This window comes from Streptomyces sp. KM273126, from assembly GCF_004337435.2.
Taxonomy (GTDB): domain Bacteria; phylum Actinomycetota; class Actinomycetes; order Streptomycetales; family Streptomycetaceae; genus Streptomyces; species Streptomyces acidicola.
In genome coordinates, this window is the sequence record NZ_SJXB02000002.1 from 2,781,080 (window position 1) to 2,805,033 (window position 23,954).

The window sequence follows — 23,954 nt, forward strand, 5'->3', positions numbered from 1 at the left end:
GGGAAATCGGCACAGAAGTCGTGGGGTCGCCCGGGCCCGTCCGGGGGAGGGAACGGTCCTGGGCCGTGCGGCCCTGCGCGCTAGTCGAGTTCGTCGACCAGGGCGAACAGGTCCTCGTCGGTGGCGGAGTCGAGGTCGGGCAGGTCGTCGTCGGCGAGGTCGAGCAGTTCCCGCAGCCGGTCGACGATGCTCCGGTGCGCCGCCGTGTCGGAGAGCGCGTCCGGCAGCGCGGCCCTCAGCCGGTCGAGGTCGGCCAGCACCGGATCGGCGGGGGACGGCCCGGCGACCTCCGCGACGAGTTCCGCGCGCAGATACGCCGCCAGCGCGTCCGGGTTGGGGTGGTCGAAGACGACCGTGGTGGGCAGCCGCAGCCCGGTGGCGCTGTTCAGCTGGTTGCGCAGCTCGACCGCGGTGAGCGAGTCGAAGCCCAGCTCGTTGAAGGCGCGGGTCGTCCCGATCGAGGTGGCGTCGGTGTGCCCGAGGACGGCGGCCGTCCTCGCCCGCACCAGATCGGTGAGCACCTGCCGCTGATCCGCCGGCGGGAGCCCGGCCAGCCGCTGCGGGAGCGGCACCTGCTGCCGCTCGGCCCGGGGCGCCGGACGCGGGGCGAGCCCCCGCAACGCCGCCGGCAGGTGTTCGGCCCTGCGCAGCGCACCGGTGTCGATCCGGGTGACGGCGTGCACGGGCCGGTCGAGGGCGAGCGCCGCGTCGAACAGCGCGGTGGCCTCGGCGTTGGTGAGGGGCAGCAGTCCGAGGCGGGCCAGACGGTTGAGGTCCGCGTCGGACAGATGGGTGCTGAGCGCGCTGCCCTCGGCCCACAGCCCCCACGCGAGGGAGTGCGCGGGAAGGCCGTTCGCGTGCCGGTGGTGGGCGAGCGCGTCCAGGAAGGTGTTGGCGGCGGCGTAGTTCGCCTGACCCGGTGTGCCGACGACACCGGCGACGGACGAGTACAGGACGAACGCCGACAGGTCCGCGTCCTTGGTCAGCTGGTGCAGGTTCCACGCGCCGTCGACCTTGGGCCGCAGTACGCCGTCGAGTTGGTCCGGTGTCAGCGAGGTGACCGTCGCGTCGTCGGTGATGCCGGCGGTGTGCACGACGGCGGTCAGCGGGTGGTCGTCCGGGATGCCGGCGAGCAGCGCGGCCAGTGCATCACGGTCGGCGGCGTCGGCGGCCACGATCTCGACGTGGGCGCCGAGCGCGGTCAGCTCCTCGGCCAGTTCCCGGGCGCCGGGGCCGTCGGGTCCGCGTCGGCTGGTCAGCAGCAGGCGACGGGCGCCGTGCTCGGTGACCAGGTGCCGGGCGAGGATGGTGCCGAGGGCGCCGGTGCCGCCGGTGACGAGTACCGTGCCCCGCCGCCAGCCCGGCCCGGCCCCGCCGGGCCCGGCCGGGGTGCCCGGTTCGGCCGGCGCCAGCCTCGGGGCGAGCACCTCGCCCGCCCGGAGGAGGAGTTGGGGTTCGCCGGTGCGCAGCGCGGCGCCGAGGGCCTCATGGGAGCCGGGGTGGCCGTCGAGGTCGACGAGCGTGAACCGGTCCCGCTGCTCGGCCTGGGCGGAGCGCAGCAGACCCCAGACCCCGGCGCGCGCCAGATCGGTGACGTCCTCACCGTCCGGGGCGACGGCCCCTCGGGTGAGCACGACCAGCCGGCTCGCCGCGAACCGGTCGTCGGCCAGCCAGTCCCGTACGGTGCCGAGCAACTCATGCAGCACCGCCCGGGCCCGCCCGGCGAACCCGCCGCCACCGCCCGAAGCGTCCGCACCGACCGCACTGCTCGCAGCCCCAGCGCCCGCCGCACCGTCCCCGCCGGTCGTCCTGCCCGTACTCGCCGCACCGTCCCAGGCGGCCGTACTCTCAGGCCCGTCCCCGGCCGGCGGTGGCAGCAGGGGCAGCAGCACCGTCGACGGGACCTCGGCGCCGCCGTCGACCGCCTCCCGCAGCGCGGCGAGGTCGTCGTACGACGGGACGGGCCGGGCACCCAAGGGCAGCGGGCGCCCTTCGCCCAGCACGGCCCAGGGGCCGTCGTCGGCGGTGATGGCCGGGTCGGTCGGCACGGGGGTCCACCGCACCCCGTACAGCCCCTCCCGGGCCCGGGCGCCCGCGGCGGCCAGGTCGCCGGGGGAAAGGGGGCGCAGCCGGAGTTCGTCGATCGTGGCCAGCGGCAGCCCCGTCTCGTCGGCGAGGTGCAGGGCGACCACCACGGTCGTGTCGTCGGACTGCGTCACCGCGAGCCGGACCCGCAGCGCGCCGGGGTCCGTTCCGGCCGGGGGCACGCTGATGCCGGACCAGGAGAACGGCACCATCGGCCCGGAGGCCACGTCCGCCACCCCCGGCAGCAGCGGGTGCAGGGCCGCGTCGAGCAGCGCCGGGTGCAGGGCGAAGCGCGCGGCCTCGGCCCGGTGCTCCTCGGCGAGGGCGACCTCGGCGTGCAGGTCGTCCCCGTGGCGGGAGAGCCGGCGCAGGTTCCGGAACAGCGGACCGTACGCGTACTCCCGTTCGGCGAGGGCGTCGTAGACCCCGTCGAGGTCGATCTCCACGGCGTCGGCGGGCCGCCGTACGCCCTCGGGGAGGGCCATGGCGGGCTCGCCCGTGCTCAGCGTTCCCTCGGCGTGCTGGGTCCAGCGGCGGTCGCCGTCGGCCCGCGCGGGACGGGAGTGGACGGTCAGCGGACGTCGGCCGGAGTCGTCGGGGGCGCCGACGGACACCTGGATGCGTACGTCGTCGTCCTCGCGGAGCACCAGCGCCGCGGTCAGGGCGAGTTCGTCGACCCGGGCGCAGCCGGCCCGGCGGGCGGCGTGCAGCGCGAGGTCCACGAACGCGGTCCCCGGCAGCAGCACGCTGCCCATGACGGCGTGGTCGGCGAGCCACGGGTGGGTACGCGGGGAGACCCGGCCGGTGAGGACGATGCTGTCGCCGTCGACCGCCTCCACCGCCGCGCCCAGCAGCGGATGGCCGGGGGAGTCGAGGCCGAGGTCGGTGGCGTCACCGGAGGCGGCCGGGGCCGTCAGCCAGTAGCGCTGCCGCTGGAAGGCGTAGCCGGGCAGGGGGGTGCGGCGGGCGCCGGGGAAGACCGCGTTCCACTCGACGCGGGCCCCGCGCAGGGCGAGCAGCGCCAGAGCAGCGGCGACGGTACGCGTTCCGGGGCGTCCGGCACGCAGCAGCGGGACCACCGTCCCCGCCGGTGCGGTCAGACACGGCTCGACCAGCGCGGAGAGCACCCCGTCGGGGCCCAGCTCCACATAGTCGGTGACCCCGGCGGCCTCCAGCCGCCGTACCCCGTCCGCGAACCGCACCGCCTGACGCACCTGCGCCACCCAGTACTCCGGGGTGCACAGTCGCGCGGCGTCGACCAGGTCACCGGTGACCGTCGACACGATCGGCAGCGTCGGCGGGTGGAAGGTCACGCCACGGGCCACCTCGGCGAAGGCGTCGAGCATGCCGTCCATGCGGTGGGAGTGGAAGGCGTGCGAGACGACGAGACGCTTGACCTTGCGTCCCTCGGCCCGCCAGTGCTCCTCCAGCGCCGCGACCGCGTCCTCGTCGCCCGAGACCACGACCGCCTCGGGGCCGTTGACGGCGGCGAGGCTCACCCCGTCGGGCAGGGTGATCTCGTCCTCCGCCGCCGCGACAGCGAGCATCGCGCCGCCCTCCGGCAGGGCGTCCATGAGCCGGCCCCGGGCCGCCACCAGCGCGCACGCGTCGGGCAGCGACAGCACCCCGGCGACATGCGCCGCCGCGAACTCGCCGACCGAGTGGCCCAGCAGATGGTCGGGCGTGAGGCCCCAGGACTCGGCGAGCCGGAACAGCGCGACCTCCAGCGCGAACAGCGCGGGCTGCGCGAACACCGTGCGGTTCAGCTCGTCCCCGCCGTCGAACACGAGGTCTCGCAGAGGCCGTTCGAGGTGGGCGCCCAGGTGGGCGCACACCTCGTCGAAGGCGGCGGCGAACACCGGGGAGGCCGCGTACAGGTCGCCTCCCATGCCGGGGCGCTGGCTGCCCTGCCCGGTGAACAGGAACGCCGTCCTGCCCCTCGTACCGCCGCCGTCACGGACGACGCAGGGTGTGTCCTCGCCCCGCGCCAACACGTCGAGGGCCTGCAGGAGTTCGTCCCGGTCGTGCCCCAGCACGGCGGCCCGGTGCTCGTGCCGGGTCCGGCCGGTGGCCAGCGAGAAACCGACGTCGACGGGTGCGGGCCCGGGCCGCTCGGCCACGAACGCCCGCAGCCGCTCGGCCTGCGCCCGCAGCGCCGTGTCCGACTTGGCCGACAGCAGCCAGGCCAGGGCGGTGCCCGGGGCCGGACGGTCCTCGGCCGCCGCCCAATCCCCGGAGCCCGGGGTGGCGACGGCACCCGCCGGATCCCCGGCGCCCGCCACGTCCCCTGAACCCGGGGCGCCGGCCGTCGCGGGCTCCTCCTCCGCCTGCTCGATGATCACGTGCGCGTTGGTGCCGCTGATTCCGAACGACGACACGGCGGCCCGGCGCGGACGCCCGGCCTCCGGCCACTCACGGGCCTCGGTGAGCAGGGCGAGGGCGCCGCTGTCCCAGTCGATGTGCGGCGAGGGCTCCTCGGCGTGCAGGGTCTTCGGCAGCACCCCGTGCCGCATCGCCTGGACCATCTTGATGACGCCGCCGACCCCGGCCGCGGCCTGCGCGTGTCCGATGTTGGACTTCAGCGAGCCCAGCCACAGCGGGTTCTCGGCGTCATGGTCAGCGCCGTACGTGCCCAGCAGGGCCTGCGCCTCGATCGGGTCGCCCAGCGCGGTGCCGGTGCCGTGCGCCTCCACGGCGTCGACGTCGCAGGCCCGCAGCCCGGCGCCCGCGAGGGCCTGCCGGATCACCCGCTCCTGGGAGGGGCCGTTGGGCGCGGTGAGCCCGTTGCTGGCGCCGTCCTGGTTGACGGCGGACCCGCGCAGCACGGCGAGCACCTGGTGCCCGTTGCGCCGGGCGTCGGACAGCCGCTCCAGGAGCAGCAGGCCCACGCCCTCGCTCCACGCGGTGCCGTCGGCGTGCGCGGAGAACGACTTGCAGCGGCCGTCCGGCGCGAGCCCCCGCTGCCGGCTGAACTCGACGAACGAGCCCGGCCCCGCCATCACGGTCACCCCGCCCGCCATCACCAGGTCGGACTCCCCGGACCGCAGCGCCTGCGCCCCCAGGTGCAGGGCGACGAGCGACGACGAGCAGGCGGTGTCCACGGTGACCGCGGGACCCTCCAGGCCGTACGCGTAGGCGAGCCGCCCGGAGATCACGCTGGAGGTGTTCCCGACCAGCAGGAACCCCTCGAACTCGGCGGGCACCGACGGCAGCCGCGACGCGTAGTCGTCGTACATCGCGCCGACGAACACCCCGGTGTTGCTGCCGCGCAGCGCGGCCGGGTCGATCGCCGCGTTCTCCAAGGCGTCCCAGGCGGTCTCCAGGAGCAGCCGCTGCTGGGGGTCGGTCGCGGTCGCCTCGCGCGGCGAGATCCCGAAGAACTCCCGGTCGAAGAGGTCCGCGTCGTGCAGGAACCCGCCCTCGCGGACGTACGACGTGCCGGTGCTCCCGGGGTCCGGGTCGTAGAGCTTCTCCAGGTCCCAGCCGCGGTTGGCGGGGAAGCCGCTGATCGCGTCCGTCCCGGAGGACACCAGCCGCCACAGGTCCTCCGGCGAGCCCACCCCGCCGGGGTAACGGCACGCCATCGCGACGATCGCGATGGGCTCGTCGCTGCCGGTCGCGGACGGCGCCTCGGCCACGGCGGCCGGGGCCTCGCCCGCGATCCGGCCCAGCAGATGGCGGGCCAGCGCGTCGGGGCTCGGATGGTCGAAGACGACCGTGGACGCCAGCCGCAGCCCGGTCGCGCTGTTCACCTGGTTGCGCAGCTCGACGGCGGTGAGCGAGTCGAAGCCCTGCTCCTTGAACGCCCGTGTGGCGTCCACGGCGTCACCGGAGGCGTGCCCCAGGGCCAGGGCGGCGCACGCACGCACCACGGCGAGCACCGCGGCGTACCGTTCCTCCTCCGGCAGCGCGGCGATCCGCGCCGGCCAGTCCCCGGTGCCGGGGGCGCTCGCCGTGCGCGCGACCCGGCGGGTGCGGACCAGGCCCCGCCAGACGGCCGGGACCTGCCCGGCGCCCGCACCGGCCCGCCCCGGCCGCAGCGCGGCGGGCACGACGAGCGCCCCGGGGCCGGCCAGCGCCTCGTCGAACAGCCGCAGCCCCCGCTCCGCGTCCAGCGGTACGACACCGGTCCGCGTCCAGCGGGCCACGTCCGCCTCGGAGAGCGTGCCGCCCATGCCGGCGGTCGCATCCCACAGCCCCCACGCCAGCGAGTGCGCCGGCAGGCCCTGCGCGCGCCGGTGGTGAGCGAGCGCGTCGAGGAAGGTGTTGGCGGCGGCGTAGTTGGCCTGGCCCGCCATACCGGTGATGCCCGACACGGAGGAGAACAGCACGAACGCCGCCAGATCGTGACCGCGCGTCAGCTCGTGCAGATGCCACGCCCCGTCGACCTTGGGCCGCAGGACCGTCTCCACCTGCGCCCCGGTCAGCGAGCCGACCGTGGCGTCGTCGAGGACACCGGCCGTGTGCACGACGGCGGTCAGCGGATGCTCCGCCGGTATGCCGGCGACCAGCTCGGCCAGGGCGCCGCGGTCGGCGGCGTCGACGGCGACGATCCGGACCCGCGCGCCCAGCCCGGTGAGTTCCTCGGCGAGCGCGGACGCGCCGGGGCTGTCGGGTCCTCGCCGGCTGGTCAGCACCAGCCGGCGGGCGCCGTGCCCGGTCACCAGGTGCCGGGCGAACAGCGCGCCGAGACCGCCCGTACCGCCGGTGATCAGCACCGTGCCGTCCGGGTCGAGACGCGGCGGATCGGTGCGGCGGTCCGTGGCGCGGGCCAGCCTCGGGGCGTGCGACCGCCCGTCCCGTACGGCGATCTGCGGTTCCCCGGTGGCCACGGCGGCGGCCACCAGTGCCCGCGCGTCGCCCTTCCCGTCGAGGTCGACGAGCACGATCCGGTCCGGGTGCTCGGCCTGCGCGGTGCGCAGCAGACCCCACAGGGGCGCGTGCACCAGGTCGGTCACGTCGTCGCCGGGCAGCGCGGCGACGGCACCGGTGGTCACGACGACCAGCCGGGACCCCGCGAACCGCTCGTCGTCCAGCCACCGCTGAACCAGCTCCAGCGTCCGTACGGTCGCGGCGCGCGCGGCGGCGGGCGTCGCCTCCCCGTCCGCGGCGAGGGTGACCACCACGAGGTCGGCCGGTGCGACGGCGGACAGGCCGGCCGGATCGGCGAGGTCGCTCCGGCTCCACGCGGGGACCTCCGGCGCGGGCAGCGCGGGCCAGTCGACGGTGAACAGGCAGTCGTCGCGGGCGGCGGTGGCCGTGGCGAGCCTGCCGCGGTCGACCGGGCGCAGCGCGAGGGAGTCGACGGTCACGACGGGAGCGCCCGTGCCGTCGGCGACCGTCAGCCGGAAGGTGTCCGTGCCGAGGGGCGAGATCCGCACCCGCAGCGCGGTGGCCCCGGCCGCGTGCAGCCGGACCCCCGCCCAGGAGAACGGCAGCCGGATCCGCCCCGGGTCCTCGGCCGCCGACGGCAGCAGCGGGTGCAGCGCGGCGTCGAGCAGCGCCGGGTGCAGCCCGAACAGGGCGGCCCCCTCGCGCTGTTCGCCGGCGAGCGCCACCTCCGCGAGGAGGTCGTCGCCGAGCCGCCACACGGCCCGCACGCCCTGGAACGCGGGCCCGTAGCCGTAGCCGAGGTCCCGCAGCACGGCGTAGGCGTCGTCGACCGGCTGCGCCACCGCGCCGGCGGGCGGCCAGGCGCCCCTGTCCCCGGCCGTCACGGCCGGACCGGCGGCCGGCGCGAGGACACCGGTGGCATGCCGGGTCCACGGCCGGTCCGCCGCCGTGTCGTCGTTGGCGGTGGCCGGGCGCGAGTGGATCGTGAACGACCGGGCGCCCGTGCCGTCCGGGCCGGTGACCCTGACCTGGACGCGCACCGAGTCCCGCTCGGGCAGCACCAGCGGTGTCGCCAGGGTGAGGTCCTCGACCGTGTCCGCGCCCACGCGCTCCCCGGCGGCGAAGGCCAGCTCCAGAAAGCCCGTGGCGGGCAGCAGCACCGCGCCCTCCACGACGTGGTCCGCCAGCCAAGGGTGCGTACGCGGCGACAACCGGCCGGTGAGGACGAGGTCCTCGCCGCCGGCCATCTCCACCGCCGCGCCGAGCAGCGGGTGACCGGCCGGGTCCAGCCCGAGCCCGCGCGCGTCGGAGCGGGCGCCGGGGGCCAGCCAGAAGTGGTCGCCCCGGAAGGCGTACGTCGGCAGGTCGATCCGGGCGGCGCCGGGGAAGTACGCGGTCAGGTCGACCTCGCCGCCGGCCGCGTGAAGGTGCGCGAGGGCGGTCGTGTACGTGTCCGCCTCCGGCCGCCCGGCCCGCGAGAGTGCGACGCTCGTCACGGAGCCGCCGTCGTCCTCGTCCTCGGCGAACGCCTCCCGCGCCATGCCGGTGAGGACGGCGTCCGGGCCCACCTCCACGAACAGCCCGGCCCCCAGCGCCCGCAGCGACCGTACGGCGTCGTGGAAGCGGACGGTGGCGCGGATCTGGTCGGCCCAGTAGCCGGGGGAGCACAGCAGCTCGGGCCCGGCGGGTTCCCCGGTGACCGTGGAGACGACGGGGATCGTGGGCGGGTGGAAGGCCAGGGACCGGGCCACCTCGCGGAACTCGTCGAGGATGCCGTCCATGTGCGGCGAGTGGAAGGCGTGGCTCACCTGGAGCCTGCGCGTGCGGCCGCCGCGCTCGCGCCACTCCTCCGCGATCCGGGTGACCACCGGCTCGTCGCCCGCGAGGACCACGGAACGGGGCCCGTTGACGGCGGCGAGGGAGACGGCGTCGGCGTGCCCGGCGATCGACTCGGCGACCTCGTCCGGGTCGGCCTGGATCGCGATCATCGCCCCGTCCGAGCGGGCCGCCTGCATCAGCCGGCCCCGGGCCGCGACCAGCGCGGCCGCGTCCTCGAGCGACAGCACGCCGGCGGCATGGGCCGCCGCCAGCTCGCCGATCGAGTGCCCGGCGAGCAGCTCGGGCACGACCCCGTCCCGCTCGACCAGCAGCCGGAACAGGGCCACCTCCACGGCGAACAGCGCGGGCTGGGTGTACCGCGTGCGGTGCAGCAGCTCCGCCGCCGCACTGCCCTCTTCGGCGAACAGCACCTCGCGCAGCGGCCGCTCCAGATGTGGGTCGAGCGCCGCGCACACCGCGTCCAGCGCCTCGGTGAACACCGGGAACGCCTCGTACAACTCCCGGCCCATCCCGAGGCGTTGGGCGCCCTGCCCGGTGAACAGCAACGCCGTCCGCCCCGTCTCGCCGACGGTGCCGCGCACGACGTTCGGCGCTCCCGCCCCGTCGACGACCGCGTCCAGCCCGGCCAGCAGCTCGCCGACGTCCGAGCCCAGCACCACGGCCCGCCGCCGCAACGCCGTCCGCGTGGTCGCCAGCGCCAGCCCGACGTCCCCGACGCGCACCCCGCCCGCACCCCCACGAACTCCCGCAACCGCCCGGCCTGCGCGCGCAGGCCGTCCTCGGTGGGGGCGGAGAGGACCCAGGGGACACGGGGGCAGGGCAGGCCGCGGCTGTGTCGGCCGACGGGACCGCGTCCGCGCCGGTCGCCGGGGCCGCATGCGCGATGCCCGCGGGGGCCAGGTCGGCACCGGCGGTGCGTGCCTCGTGGCCGTCGGCGGCCAGACCCGCCGCCGCGGCCGTGCCTCCCAGCGGCGCCACGGCCGCCGTGTCCGCCCCGGCCGGCTCCGCCACGTCCCCCTGTTCCACGATCACATGCGCGTTCGTGCCGCTGATCCCGAAGGACGACACGGCGGCTCGCCGGGGTGCGGCGGTGTGCGGCCACTGCCGTCGCTCGCGGACCAGTTCGGCCGCGCCGGAGGTCCAGTCGACGTGCGGGGTCGGCTCGTCGGCGTGCAGCGTGGCCGGTACGACGCCGTGCCGCATCGCCTGGACCATCTTGATGACGCCGCCGACCCCGGCCGCGGCCTGCGCGTGCCCGATGTTGGTCTTCAGCGAACCGAGCAGCACCGGATCCCGGCCCGCCCGGTCCCGCCCGTACGTGGCGAGGACGGCCTCCGCCTCGATGGGGTCGCCCAGCGCGGTGCCCGTACCATGCGCCTCCATGACGTCGACGTCGGCCGTGGTGAGCCCGGCGTCGACGAGCGCCTGCCGGATCACCCGCTGCTGCGACAGCCCGTTCGGGGCGCTCAGCCCGTTGGACGCGCCGTCGGAATTGACGGCCGAGCCCCGCACCACCGCGAGGACCCGGTGGCCGTTGCGGCGCGCGTCGGAGAGCCGCTCCACGACCAGCAGGCCCACGCCCTCCGCCCACGCGGTCCCGTCGGCGGCCGCCGCGAACGCCTTGCAGCGCGCGTCCGCCGCCAGCCCGTGCTGCCGCGAGAACTCCAGGAACATGCCGGGCGTCGACATGACCGTCACCCCGCCCGCGACGGCGAGACCCGACTCGCCGCGCCGCAGCGACTGCACCGCCAGATGCAGCGCGACCAGCGACGACGAGCACGCCGTGTCCACGGTCACCGCGGGCCCCACGAACCCGAACTGGTAGGCGATCCGCCCGGACATCACGCTCGCCGCGCCGCCGGTCAGCAGATGCCCCTCGACGCCCTCGGGCGCGTCGTGCATCCGGGGCCCGTAGTCCCCGGCCGTCGCGCCGACGAAGACCCCGGTACGGCTGCCGCGCAGCTCCTGCGGGACCAGTCCGGCCCGCTCCAGCGCCTCCCAGGCGGTCTCCAGCAGCAGCCGCTGCTGCGGGTCCATGGCCTGCGCCTCGCGCGGGGAGATCCCGAAGAAGGACGCGTCGAACCGGCCCGCGTCGTGCAGGAACCCGCCCTCGCGGACATAGCTTTTGCCGGACCGCTCGTGGTCCTGGTCGTAGAGGTCCTCGGCCCAGCCCCGGTCGGTCGGGAACGCGGAGATCGCGTCGCCGCCCTCGGCCACCAGCCGCCACAGATCCTCGGGCGAGGCGACACCACCGGGGTACCGGCAGGCCATGCCGACGATCGCGATCGGCCCGTCGTACGCGTCCTGCCCACCCGAGCCCGAACCGGCCCCGGCCACCGCGCCCGGCAGCACCTCACCGGCCCCGCCCGTGTCCGCCCCCGCCAGCCCGGCCGCGACGAACTCCGCCAGCGCCCTGGGTGTCGGATGGTCGAACACCAGCCCCGTCGGCAGCCGCAGCCCGGTCGCCCCGGCGAGGTTCTCGCGCAGCTCCACGGTCATCAGGGAGCTGAACCCGAGGTCCCGGAACGGCACGTCCATCTCGACGGCCCGCCCGGCGGCGTACCCCAGGACTGCGGCGACATGCGAGGTCACCAGCTCGGCCGCCGACCGCTCACCCGCCGCCCCGGACGCGACGGTGCGCTTCGGCCGCACGGCGGCGGGCAGGGCTCCGGGCCCGAGCGCGGGCACGGAGGAACCACCGGCCGCGGCATCCTCCGCGCGGGCCAGATCCGTCACCCAGTACCGCTCCCGCTGGAACGCGTACGTCGGCAGATCGATCCGACGCCCCCCGGCCCTCTCGAACACGGCCTCCCAGTCCACCGCCGCACCGCGGACGAACGCCCGCGCCAGCGCCGTCCAGGCCGTCCGCTCCTCGGGCCGCCCCGAGCGCAGCGCCGGTTCGGCGGCGACGGAGTCCTTGTCGAGCACGCTCTCGGCCACCATCGCCGAGCAGACGCCGTCGGGCCCCAGTTCGAGGACGGTCCGTACGCCCTGCGCCTCCAGGGTCCGCGCGGCCCGCATGAACCGCACCGGCCGGCGGACCTGCTCGACCCAGTACTCGGGGGAGGTCAGCAGCTCGGGCGCCGCGATCTCGCCCGTCACCGTGGAGACGACGGGGATACGGGGCTGGTGGAAGGCCAGCCCGGTGACCACCCGGCGGAAATCGTCGAGCATCCCGTCCATGTGCGGCGAGTGGAACGCGTGGCTCACCGTCAGCCGCTTGGTCTTGTGTCCCCGGTCCTTCAGGACGGCGGCGATCTCCAGCACCGCGTCCGTGTCCCCGGACAGCACGAGGGCCGCGGGGCCGTTGACGGCGGCGACCGCCACCTCGCCCTCCCGGCCCGCCAGCAGCCCTAGCACCTCGTCCTCGGCGGCCTGTACGGCGACCATGGCGCCCGCGGCGGGCAGTTGATGCATCAGCCGGCCCCGGGCGGCGACCAGCGCGCAGGCATCGGCGAGCGAGAGGACCCCCGCGACATGGGCGGCGGCGACCTCACCGATCGAGTGCCCGGCGAGGAGGCCGGGCCGCACGCCCCACGACTCGAACAGCCGGAACAGCGCGACCTCGACGGCGAACAGCGCGGGCTGGGTGTACCGGGTCTCGTCGAGTCCCTCGCCGGTGGCGACGACCTCGCGCAGCGGCCGCTCCAGCAGCGGGTCGAGATGGGCGCACACCGTGTCGAAGGCGGCCGCGAACACCGGGAAGACGGCGTGGAGTTCGGTGCCCATCCCGATCCGCTGGGCACCCTGCCCGGTGAAGACCATGGAAAGCCGGCCTGTCGCCTCGGCCCCCGTCACCACCCCGGCGGCGGGCAGCCCCGACGCCAACGCGCGGAGCCCGGCGACCAGTTCGTCCCGGTCGGCGGCCAGCACGACACCCCGGTGACCGAGCCGTGACCGGGTGAAAACCGACGACCGGCCGACGGAGGCGGGCTCGGCGTCACCGTGGCTCTCGACGAACTCGGCGAGCCGCCCGGCCTGGGCGCGCAGCGCCTTTGTACCCCGCCCGGAGACCACGACGGGCAGCACGGCGTCCGCGGGGCGGGTGCGCGGGGCGGTCTCGGGTTCCCGCGCACCGGGCGCCTCGCCCACGACCACATGGCAGTTGGTGCCGCCCATGCCGAAGGAGCTCACGCCGGCGACCAGAGGGCGCTCGGGGTGCGGCCACTCGCCCAGCCGGTCGTTGACCGACAGGTTGAGCGTGTCGAGCGGGATCTCGGGGTTGGGCGTACGGAAGTTGAGGCTCGGCGGGAGCATACGGTGGCGGACGGAGAGGACCGTCTTGATGAGCCCGGCGATGCCGGCGGCCCCTTCGAGGTGCCCGATGTTCGTCTTCACCGAGCCCACCCGCAGCGGGTCCCCGGGTGCCTTGAGCGCACCGACCGCCGCCCCGAGCGCGGCGGCCTCGATCGGGTCGCCGACTGGGGTTCCGGTGCCGTGCAGCTCGACGTACTGGACGGCGTCCGGCACGACCCCCGCCCGCCGCTGGGCGAGCCGGACCACCTTCTCCTGTGCGGCGGCGCTGGGCACGGTGAGGCCGGGCGTGGTGCCGTCGTTGTTGACCGCGCTGCCGAGGATCACGCCGTGCACCCGGTCGCCGTCGGCCAGGGCCCGCCGCAGCGGCTTGAGTACGACCATGCCGGCGCCCTCGCCGCGCACATAGCCGTTTGCCCGGGCGTCGAAGGTGAAGCAGCACCCGTCCGGGGAGAGCCCGCCGAACCGCTCGGCGCCCACCACCCCTTCGGCCAGAAGGTTGAGGTTGACGCCTGCCGCGAGCGCCAGTTCTGCCTCTCCGGCGCGCAGGCTCTCGCACGCGAGGTGCACGGCGACCAGCGAGGACGACTGGGAGGTGTCGACGGTGAGGCTGGGCCCGTTCAGCCCGAGCGCGTACGAGACCCGGTTGGCGATGATGCCGCGGTGGGTGCCGGCGACGGTGTGCTGGGTGATGGCGGCGGAGCCCTGCCGGTAGAGCAGGCTCGTGTAGTCCTCGCGGGCGGTGCCGACGAACACGGCCGTGGGGCTGCCGTCGAGGCTCGCCGCGACGATCCCCGCGTCCTCCAGCGCCTCCCAGGTGATCTCCAGCAGCAGCCGTTGCTGCGGGTCCATGACGACGGCCTCGCGGGGCGAGATCCCGAAGAAGGCGGCGTCGAACTCCTCGACGGCGTCCAGGAACCCGCCCCGGCGTATCTCGCTGCGGGCGTCCGCCGAGATCGGCTCCCACCGGTGCTCGGGCATCTGCGTGACGGCGTCCCGGCCCTCGCGCAACAGCCTCCACAACGCCTCGGGACCGGCGGCGCCGGGCAGCCGACAGGACAGGCCGACGACGGCGATCGGTTCCTGCCGATCCAGTGGCTTGGTTGCTGCGGAGTGTCGCTCACTCGTCATTTTCGCTCGGCTGCCCTTCCATTACTGGAAATCACCTCGGGTAACGACCATGCGCTCCCGGCGAGCGTATCCGGAGTTTTTTCGAGTCGGCCCAAAGCCCAGTCCCGGCCCGGTAACGCGCCGTTCGCTCCGGAATGAACGTGCCACGAGGACGGCCAATTACCGGAGATGTTCCCGAGACTTACCGGAGAGTGGGACGTTACTGACTCATTACGGCAGAACCGGCAGGTGGGAGATGTAAATGTTAGGGTCTGCCGAAATCGGTCGGGCAGAAAACAATCGGAGAGGAAAACCCGGTGGTCGAGAAACTCGAACTGGCGGAACCGCACCTTGCCGGATGGCTGTCCTCACTCGGACTCGGTGTCGAATACATCCGCTCCCAGGGAAACACCCTCTTCTACCGCGACGACCAGGGCACGGAAATCCCCGTCCTCGACCTGGTGGGCGGCTACGGCTCGGCGATACTCGGGCACAACAACCCGGAGATCGTGGCCTACGCCAAGTCCCTGCTCGACCAGGGGACCCCGATCCACGCCCAGTTCTCCCGGCACCCGTATGCCAACGACCTCGCCTGGAAGATCAACGGCATCCTCCAGCGGGAGTTCGGCACCGACGAGCACTATTCGGCGGTCTTCGCCAACAGCGGCGCCGAGGCCGTCGAGGTGGCGGTCAAGCACGCCGAGCTCGACCGGGTGATGAAGCTGGCCGAGCTGACGGAGGAGATCGAGGCCCACCTCGACGAGGCCCGCGCGGCGGTACGGTCCGGCGCCCGCATCGCCACCGACGGCGCCACCGACCTCCTCGGCCCCGACGCCGCGCCGGGGGACGCCGGCGACATCGACCGCCTGCTCGACGCGGTCCGGGCCGCCAACAGCAAGCGCATGTCCGCCCGTCCGGTGTTCCTGGCCCCGGAGGGCTCCTTCCACGGCAAGCTGGTCGGCAGCGTCCAGCTCACCCACAACGTCGGCTACCGCACCCCGTTCACCGCCCTGGCCGCCCAGTGCCGCTTCGTGCCGCTCGACCAGCCGGACGCGCTGGAGAAGACCGTGGCGCAGGAGCGCAGGACGGTCCTGGACCTCACCGTCGAGGACGGCGTCGTCCGCCTGACCGAACGGCAACTGCCCGTCATCTGCGCCTTCATCCTCGAACCCATCCAGGGCGAGGCCGGCATCCGGGTCCTCGACCGGGCCGCCGTACGCCGGGTCCAGGAGGTCTGCGCCACGATCGACTGCCCGATCATCGTGGACGAGGTGCAGAGCGGCATGGGCCGCTCCGGCGCGTTCTTCGCCAGCTCGCACCTCGGCCTCCAGGGCGACTACTACACCCTCGCCAAGAGCCTCGGCGGCGGCATCGCCAAGGCCGCGCTCACCCTGATCCGGGGCTCCCGCTACCGCACCGACTTCGAACTCGTCCACAGCTCCACCTACGCCAAGGACAGCTTCTCCACCCTCATCGCCGGCCGCACCGTGGACCTGCTGGAGGCCGACGACGGCAGGGCGTACCGGCTGGCCGCCGAGCGCGGCGACCAACTCCTCGCGATGCTCGGCCGGTTGAGGGAGGAGTTCGGCGACATCGTCAAGGACGTCCGCGGCAAGGGCCTGATGATCGGCCTGGAGTTCCACGACCAGTCCGAGTCCACCTCGGAGATCATCCGCGACCAGGCGCAGGCGGGCCTCCTCGGCTATCTCTTCGCCGGTTACCTGCTGCGCGCCCACGCGATCCGCATGTTCCCCACCGCGAGCGCCACGAACACCCTCCGCCTCGAGCCGTCCGTGTACCTCACGGACGACGAGATCGCCCGGGCCGACAAGGGCCTGCGCGACCTGATCGCGGTCCTGCGCAAGCAGGACGGCGAGACGTTGCTGCACATGCACGCCTGAGCGGCGACTGCGCGCACGGACAAGGGAAAGCAACAAGGGAAAGCGGGAACGGCCGTCGGCCCCCGAACCCAGCCGGGTCCGGGGGCCGACGGCCGTTCCCGTGAACGCGGGGGCGTTCCCGCGCTTGCCGTCCCGTCAGCTGATGTCGGCCCCGTAGACGTGGTCGACCGTCATCGTCATGAGCACCCGGCGGCCGGAGACCATCGCCGCCCGGTACTCGTCCCAGTCCGGGTGCTCCCCGGCGGCGACCCGGTAGTAGTTCACCAGCGCCTCCACCTCGGGCCCGTGAGGGGCGGTGCCCGGCCCGGTGAGCGTGGCGATGCCCTCGGCGGTGGCCCACGACATGCCGTCGGGGCTGGTCACCTCCAGCGTGGCCCGGGCGTCCCGCCGCAGGTTCGCCACCTTGGCCGCGCCCGCGCTGGTGGACACATAGATCACGCTCGCCGGCTCGTCGTAGAACGGCTGGACAGGGGAGAGCTGGGGCCGCCCGTCCGCCTTGATGGTCGCAAGCACACCGATCTGGCTCTTCGCGAGCAGCGCATGGGGGTTGAAGGATGTAGCGGTCATGCCCCGATTATCAACCTTTCGTATCACCTTGAGGTTGGCGCAGGCGTGCTGCCGCCCTTCCTTGACCTTCATACCAGGGCGATCCCGGTGTACTCCACCGGCATGAGCCAGCCATTCTTCGGGTGCGGCCTCTCGGCTTGGGGTCGGTGCTGGTGAGAGTCGGTGGTGCTGGTCTGGTGGTTGGTGTTTTGGCGCTGGCCAGTGGGGTGTTGGGTAGGGCGGGCACTGTCACGAGGCGAGAGCCTGATGGGCGGGATCGCTGTCGTGGGGCTTTATCCGATGGTGGGTGATGCTGTCTCAGGTTCGTGAGTTCGGATGCGGTGGGGCGGGCAGGGCCGGTGTGATCGTGGGGTGGATCAAGGTGGGGGAGCCGGCCGGGGCGCTGTACTGCCGAGGGCGTTGGTGGTGCGCCGTCTGCTGGAGCGGCAGTAGGCGGGCGAACCGGCTACCCGGCATGTGCGTGCGGTTGAGCTGCCCCGAGTTTCGTAGAGTCCACGAGTCCACCTGAAACAAGATCGCCGGACTCAACGAAACCTGGGGCAGCTCATACTGCCCACTGTGCGGTCCTGACCCGACTGCTACAGGCTGCCGCTGGGTAGAGGTCTCGGTGCGGAGGAGGCCCAGTGGATCCAGTATCGGCCGGGTTGTTGGTCGCGTTGGCGGGCGGTGCCGGTGGAGAGGTTGGCCGGCAAGCCTGGACGGGGCTGACCACATTGGTTCGGCGTCCGCTGCGACGTGGCGAGGACGGTCGTGGATTCTCTGTAGTCAGTTCAGGAGAAGCGGAGCTGGTTCGGCTGGGACAGGCTCCGGGCGACGCGAGTCGTGCGCAGTCTCTGAGCACGGCGCTCGCCGTACGGGCAGCCGTGGACGAGGACTTCCATGCGCAGCTACGGCAGTGGTACGAGGGAGCCAAGCTCGTGCGCACGGGTGACGGTGGCACGCACAACACCGTCGCTGGTGGCACCTTCAGCGGGCCGGTACTCCAAGGCCGGGACTTTTCCGGCAACTCCTTCGGCGTTCCGCCGGCGTCCTCAGAGTCGTGACCCGAGGTACTTCATAGTCGAGGTAGCGGCGTTGCTGGAGGCTGGTCAGGCCGGGAGAGCTGCGCACGCAAGCGGGCGGCGGCGTCGTCGTTCATGAGCCGTTCGTACAGGGCGAGCGCACCCAGCCATTCTTCCTGGGCTGTGTTCTTGTCGTCAGCCTGGTGCAGCGCGGTCCCCAGCGTCTCCAGAAACCATGCCTCTCCGGGCCGGTCGCCGATGTCACGTGCGTTGTCCAGTCCCTGCCGAAGGAATTCGATCGCTTGCGGCAGTTCTTTCTGACGCATGTGGGCATAGGCCAGCCGTGATAGCGCCATGCTGAGGCCGAAGCGGTCGTCGATCTCGCGGAAAACCTCAATCGCCTGCCTGCAGTACGGTGCCGACTCCTTGAATCTTTCCAGCCGCTGATATGTGGCCCCCAGGCTCTGCAGCGCGAAGCCCTCGGCACTTCGGTAGCCGGTTCGGCGTGCTGTCACTAGCGCTTCCTGGAGGTAGTTGAAAGCTTGGTCGTAGCGGCCAAGATTGGCGCAGGCACCGCCCAGGTTGACCAAGATCATCTCTCCCTGGCGCCCGAGGGAGCGATAGCAGTCCAGGGCCAGGCGTTGATGGGTCAAAGCTTCCTGATAGCGGCCCTGGTAGTAGTAGGCCCCACCCAGGCCCCGGTGCAGCTCTGCTTCGGCGCACACGTCGCCCACCACCCGAGCCGCTTCCAGCCCTGTTGTGTGAGTGGCCGTCCAGGAGCCGAAGGGATTACGGCGCTGGAAATACGGGTGCATCGCCACAGGCAACCAGCACGCCACATCATGGCGTCCGTTTTGCCTGGCCTTCCTGACCACTGCCTCGAAGTTGTCGAGTTCGCCATCGCACCACGCAAGCGTCTGCTGGTGGTCGGCGAACACGGGAACGGGAGTGTGGGGCGCGCCCAGGCTCGACGGCAGGGTAAACGAGGTATCAGGATCGCCCACCAACAGGGCAATCCTGGCTGCCGCCGCCGCATGCACATACCACAGGAGAACGCGATCCACGGCCTGCTTGCGGGTTTCTGGAGGCTCGTCCGCGGCAGCGCACTCCAGGGCGTAAACGCGCAGGAGATCATGAAAGCGGTAGCGACCCTCGATGGGTTCTGCGATGAGGTGGTTGGCGGTCAACCTGTCCATGAGCCGGCGTGCGGCTGCTGGTGATATGTCGTTGAGCGCTGCGGCGGCTTCCACGGACATGTCAGAGCCGGGGTGCAGGCTCAACAGCCTGAACTGGCGGGCCAGTTCGTCAGGCAGGGCGTGGTAGGACCACGAGAAGACGGTGCGCACCGTCGTCAGCTCGTCCTCGCCGGTGGAGATGGCATCCAATCGGCCGTTCTCGTCGGCGAGTGCCTGCGCGAGTTCGGACAGTGACCTGCGTGGGTGTGTCACCGCGTACTCTGCCATGATCCGCAGCGCCAGCGGCAGGTGGCCGCAAAATTCGGCAATACGTGCGGACGCATCGGGCTCGGCAGCGATACGGTCCTCGCCAACGATCTTGCTCATCAGGGTCTGCGCTTCGCCAGGAGACAGCATGTCCAGGACCACCCTGCGGGCGCCGTCGCGTGCGACCAGGCCGGGCAGCAGACTCCGGCTTGTAACCACGACCAGCGACTCCGGCGAGTCGGGCAGCAAAGGCCTCACTTGCTCGGCCGTGTTGGCGTTGTCCAGGACGATGAGTACCCGGCGGCCGCTCAGCAACGTACGGTACAGGGCTGCTCGCGATTCGACTTCGCGCGGGATCCGCTCGGGCGGTACGCCCATGGCCCTCAAGAAGCTCTCAAGCACCTGACCGGGTGCCAAGGGCGGGCCAGGCCCGTACCCCTGAAGATTCACATACAGGTCACCGTCCGGGAACCGATCCCTGACTCGGTGGGCCCAGTGCACGGCAAGCGCCGTCTTCCCGACGCCGGCCGTACCTGCAAGGGCCGACACGATCAGCGCCTGTGACCCAGCCGTCTGATCACCGAGCAGCGCGTCCAACCGACCCACATCGCTGTGCCGGCCCGTGAAGTACACAACATCACGGGGCAGTTGCCGGGGCCCGGGGAGCTCCGTGCCGACACCGGAGAAATGGAAGGTATTGCCTTGGAAATCTCGTCCTTGCAGGACGCCTCCGGCGACGTCGGCCGCCTGGTTGCTCGTCTCCTGACCCGGTAACGAGTCCGCCATCAGCGTCCTCTCGCACGTTCTTCCCCAGAGCCTATGCCACGCATCGCCTAAGGCGGAAGGTCGCGTCCCCGGGCGGGGCAAATGGCCGCCTCTCGCAGACTCTCGATTCCTGCCCGCGTAGACGCGTACAATCTCCCCGGTGAGTTTCGAACCTGATCGGTCATCGCAGGTGACACTCCGGCCGGTAGCAGCCGATGACGAGGCAAGATTTCTCGAACTGGCCAGCCTGAGCGCTGATCTCCATCATCCATGGGTGGGGCTGCCCCGTACGCCCAGCGCATTCTCGGAATACCTGAAGAAGTCCGATCAGGGCACCGCCGTCTGCATGGTCCTTTGCCTCAAGGACGGCGGCGACCTAGTGGGCATGATCAACATAAACGACATCGTGCGTGGGTCATACCAACGAGGTGTACTCGGATATGCCGTGTTCCTGCCCTATGCGGGGCAGGGCTACATGTCAGCGGGTGTCGCGCTGGCGGTGCACTACGCCTTTGAACGACTTGACCTGAACCGAGTGGAAGCTGATATCCAGCCGGAGAACGTGGCCTCCCTGAGCCTGGTGCGGCGACTCGGATTCCGCAGAGAGGGCCTCTCGCCTGGCTTCATCAGGATCAGGGAGGTCTGGCGCGACCACGAACGCTGGGCGATTACGCGAGACATGGAACTCCCGGTCGTCCCCAGGGAGTGACGGCCACCTAAGGGCTTGCAGATCATCAACGTGTTGGTTCCCGTCCTATGGCTCGTTGATGTGGTATGCGCATCCCGGACGACATCTGTACCCAACTCGCCGTGAAATTCTCGGTGTTGCTGCCACATCTGGATGAGCGGCAGCGACGGCTGCTGATGGCCGCAGAGGCCCGTGTCCTGGGACACGGCGGGGTTCGGGCCGTCGCCCCTGGCGGGCCCGGCCGCCGTGCACCCACACTCCGGTGAACTGCGCCTGGTCCTCAGCCCAGTTGCCCAGCCGCTGCCACGGCCGCACCCGGTCCACCCGGTAGCCCAGCACCAGCGCCACGGCGGCCGTCGCGATCAGTAAGTTCGTTCCGCCCAGGGTCATGACCACCGCATCCCGATCTTCGACAGCTGCTCCATGCGCTCCTTCGACAACGAGGCCGCGCGGGAGCGCTGGTTGCCGATCCAGGCACCAAGGCGGAACTGGAGCTCCCAGTCCTCTTCGGAGAGCACCGTCTCCACGTGCTTGCGAGGGACGTTCAGATGGCCCTCACGCTCGTAGAACTGGGTGGCGGCCGCGAGGTTGGCGGACCACTTGTCAGCCTGCGTCTGGCGCGGCTTGGGCTTCTCGTCCTCGGTGGCGGGCTCGATCCCGAGGACCTGCTCCAGCATCCACTGCTGCACGGCGGTGAGCTTGCCGAAGCCGAGCCGCTGGGTGCGTACCCACCGCCCGAGGTCCTCGCCCTGGCGCACGACGTCGCCCGGCTCGGTCGGCAGGGCACCGCCTTCGTCCAGGTGCAGCCGGGTGAGGTGGAACGCCCGCTGCCACTCCACCGGCCACGTGGGGCACCACGACGGGTCGATCTCCTCCAGCTGCTCGCGCCGGTCGTCTGACAGTGCGCCGGCCGACGACACGACCGGCAGGCCTTCGGCACGCCGCTGCTCGATCTCGGCTGCCTTACGGGCGGCGGCCCGGGCGTTCTTGAGCCAGATGCCCACCTTCGCGCCCTGGTAGGTGGCGTCCAGCGGGGCGAGAAGGTGCCCGCTCTCGGCAGCCCACCCGCGGGCGGCGGACAGACCCTCCTCCCACGCGACGTCGAAGTGAGACCAGATCATGCCGAGCTTCTCCAGCTGCTGGACGCGGTCCTCGCCCATGTCCCCGCGGGCGTAGAAGCGGCGGGCGTCGGCGATCCACTGCCCCAGCGGGAAGTTGGCCAGCGAGGCCGGCCACCCCGCCTCCACTGCCTCGGTCCCCTTCGGCACGCGGTACGTGAACGGCACCTTCAGGTCGCCGACCTCGCGCGCGTACAGCACGGAGGCCTCGATGCCGCGCCGCCAGTGCTCGTGCTCGGGGTTGAGAACCCGCAGGTTGATGAACGCGGCCAGCGCGGCCGGGTCACGCGGCGTGGAGAACTTCAGCAGCGCCTTCGCCGATGCGGACGGACCGCCGGACCCCTCCCCGCCGCCGCTCTTCTCCTTGCCCTTGGCGTCCTTCTGGACGGGCTTGTAGCGGCTCGGGGCCTGCTGTTGGGCCAGTTGTTCGACGATGCGGGTGTCGTGCGCTCTGAGCGCCTCCAGCAGCTTCGCCAGCCCGCCGAACGCCCGGCTGGTGAGCATATTGTCCGCCGTCTCCCCGGGAGCCAGCAGCACCGGCACCACGAGGGAGGCCATCTTGCCCTCGCCGGGCTGCATCCGCAGCGCCCGGCCCACCGCCTGGACCAGATCCGGCATCGACCCGCGCACGTCGGCGAAGTACACGGAGTCGCAGTTGCGGGTGTCGACGCCCTCGCCCAACACCTTCACCGAGCTGAGGAACGCCTTCTCCACCACCGTGCCGTCCGTGGCGATCAGGGAGGAGAACTCCCCGAGCACGCGCCGGCGGTGGAGCGCCTTGTGATCGCCGCACAGCCAGTCCGCCCACACTGTCGCCGGGTAGAGCTCCGGATCGGCGGCGTGCAGCTGCGCCGCGACATCCGGGGCCCCGGCCGAGAACGCTTCGGCTTCCTTGACGACGTGGTGGAACACGAGCGTGCGCTTGAAGGCTTCCTCGGCTGACGCCTTCACCAGTGCCGTCTGGAGCGCGGCGAGCCGGGCCCCGCGCACCTGGTCCGACCGGCCCTCGGCACCGAGCAGCATGGCGGCCTGGAGCTGCGTGTCGGTGATGTCCACGCACACGACCTGGTACGGCGCACAGATGCCCCGATCGATCGCCTCCGACAACGTTAGGGTGAAACACCTGCTGCCGAACGGCGAGTTGGGGTGGTCCTCCATCGAGGCCACCAGCTCGCCCGGCGCGCTGCCCTGCTCCTGGTCCTCGTCCAGCTGCCACAGCCGGGGCGTGGCCGTCATGTACAGCCGCCGCAGGGACGGGATGCGGGTGTTGTCGTGAACGACCGCCCACGGCTTCCCGATCCGGCCCGAAGTCCTGTGTGCCTCATCGACCACGATCAGGTCCCAGGCCGAAAGGCCGGCGGCGTGCGCCCGCTCCAGCGTGCCCAGACCGAGGCTGGCGTACGTGGCGTACACAGTGACCTTGTCCAGGCCCCTCGTCCACTCCACCAGCTCGTCCACATCCGTGGTGTTGGGGAAGGACACCTCCTCACCCCGCAGGGAGGAGACACCGATCATCGGGCCCCTGCGGCCGCCCTCGCGCCACGCAGCCTCGGTCTGGGCAAGCAGATCCAGCGAGGGCACGAGGACCAGCACACGGCCCGCGTGGAGCTCCTCAGCGCTGCGGACCGCCACCCGGGTCTTCCCGGACCCGGTCGCCATGATCACCTGTGTCCGCAGACCCCGCTCCGGCACCAGCGATCTTGCAGGAAGTTCGAGGGAACGGAGGATCGCATCAATGGCTTCTCGCTGGGCGGCCTCACGCTGATCTGCGCGGTTCGTGGTCGACATTCCTGTCTGCTTTCTCCTGGGCGGTGTCCGGTCGATTCAAGCGGCAGGAAACGGTAAACCTGCACGTAGAAGTGCTAAAAGGGTTACGGCTGATCTGGCGCGGCTGCTCCGCCTCACCGAAGCACTGACAAGGCTCTCCGGTAGATCTCCATAAGCCTCCGAGCGTTCCAAGAGTGGTGCGCTCTGCGTCCAGAGTCTATCTCGGACTTAAAAAAGAAGCAGCACTGCAGAGAAAATCCCTCGAACGTAGCTCGGTGCCGCTGACGGGGTCTCATCGCAAGTCGAACGGTGCCTTGACAGCCCATCAACCCGTTTCTTGTCTGGGTGCCAGTCCCGGACTGCTTCTCTCGCTGAGGCCTCCCGTCACCACCTCCCGGCCTCTCGCGGGCGGAATCGGCCTTGAGGTCCGGGAGCGGAGCGGACGGCCCGTCAAGTCCACGAAGAGAGTGGTTGGGCAGGCGCGGGCAAGAGAAGCGAGTTTCGTCAGGCTTGGAGCGCTGCGGAACGCTCAGCTCTGTGTTATTCCCATGGCGGTACGTGCGACGACGGTCTCGTCAGTGCTG

At 72.3% G+C, this 23,954-nt stretch carries 7 protein-coding genes and 1 pseudogene; 2 read left to right on the forward strand and 6 right to left on the reverse strand.

Annotated elements, in window-relative coordinates; translation table 11 throughout:
- Positions 1-80: 80 nt before the first annotated feature.
- The 3 genes and pseudogenes from E0500_RS45715 to E0500_RS45725 form a co-directional block, all read right to left on the reverse strand.
- Positions 81-5,669 (reverse strand): type I polyketide synthase, encoded by a 5,589-nt coding sequence (locus E0500_RS45715; RefSeq protein WP_220141838.1) that lies wholly within the window; start codon positions 5,667-5,669, stop codon positions 81-83.
- Between the two features lie 147 nt (positions 5,670-5,816).
- Positions 5,817-5,906, reverse strand: a pseudogene (locus E0500_RS45720) (acyl carrier protein); the annotation flags it as partial.
- A gap of 4 nt (positions 5,907-5,910) precedes the next feature.
- Positions 5,911-14,142, reverse strand: coding sequence for a beta-ketoacyl synthase N-terminal-like domain-containing protein (locus tag E0500_RS45725; RefSeq protein ID WP_399121080.1), 8,232 nt, complete (start codon positions 14,140-14,142; stop codon positions 5,911-5,913).
- Positions 14,143-14,438: 296 nt separating this feature from the next.
- Here E0500_RS45725 and E0500_RS42995 point away from each other — a divergent pair, with 296 nt between their 5' ends.
- Positions 14,439-16,022 carry an aspartate aminotransferase family protein gene (locus E0500_RS42995; protein WP_165935168.1) on the forward strand — a complete coding sequence of 528 codons (1,584 nt, stop codon included), beginning with the start codon at positions 14,439-14,441 and terminating at the stop codon, positions 16,020-16,022.
- Between the two features lie 135 nt (positions 16,023-16,157).
- On the opposite strand, the gene E0500_RS43000 is transcribed toward E0500_RS42995, so the two are convergent.
- Both E0500_RS43000 and E0500_RS43005 read right to left on the reverse strand, forming a co-directional pair.
- A complete protein-coding gene (locus E0500_RS43000; protein ID WP_131569387.1) occupies positions 16,158-16,589 on the reverse strand; it encodes a PPOX class F420-dependent oxidoreductase in 432 nt (143 codons plus the stop codon).
- Positions 16,590-17,643: 1,054 nt separating this feature from the next.
- The gene (locus tag E0500_RS43005) at positions 17,644-19,818 is read right to left on the reverse strand and encodes a tetratricopeptide repeat protein (RefSeq protein ID WP_131569383.1); all 2,175 of its coding nucleotides are present in this window, start codon (positions 19,816-19,818) and stop codon (positions 17,644-17,646) included.
- Positions 19,819-19,957: 139 nt separating this feature from the next.
- Here E0500_RS43005 and E0500_RS43010 point away from each other — a divergent pair, with 139 nt between their 5' ends.
- A complete protein-coding gene (locus tag E0500_RS43010) occupies positions 19,958-20,506 on the forward strand; it encodes a GNAT family N-acetyltransferase (RefSeq protein ID WP_309505327.1) in 549 nt (182 codons plus the stop codon).
- Positions 20,507-20,871: 365 nt separating this feature from the next.
- Here the strand turns inward: E0500_RS43010 and E0500_RS43020 are convergent, their stop codons facing one another.
- Entirely contained in the window at positions 20,872-23,391 is a 2,520-nt protein-coding gene (locus E0500_RS43020; protein WP_131569380.1) for a DEAD/DEAH box helicase, read from the reverse strand.
- Positions 23,392-23,954 lie beyond the last annotated feature (563 nt).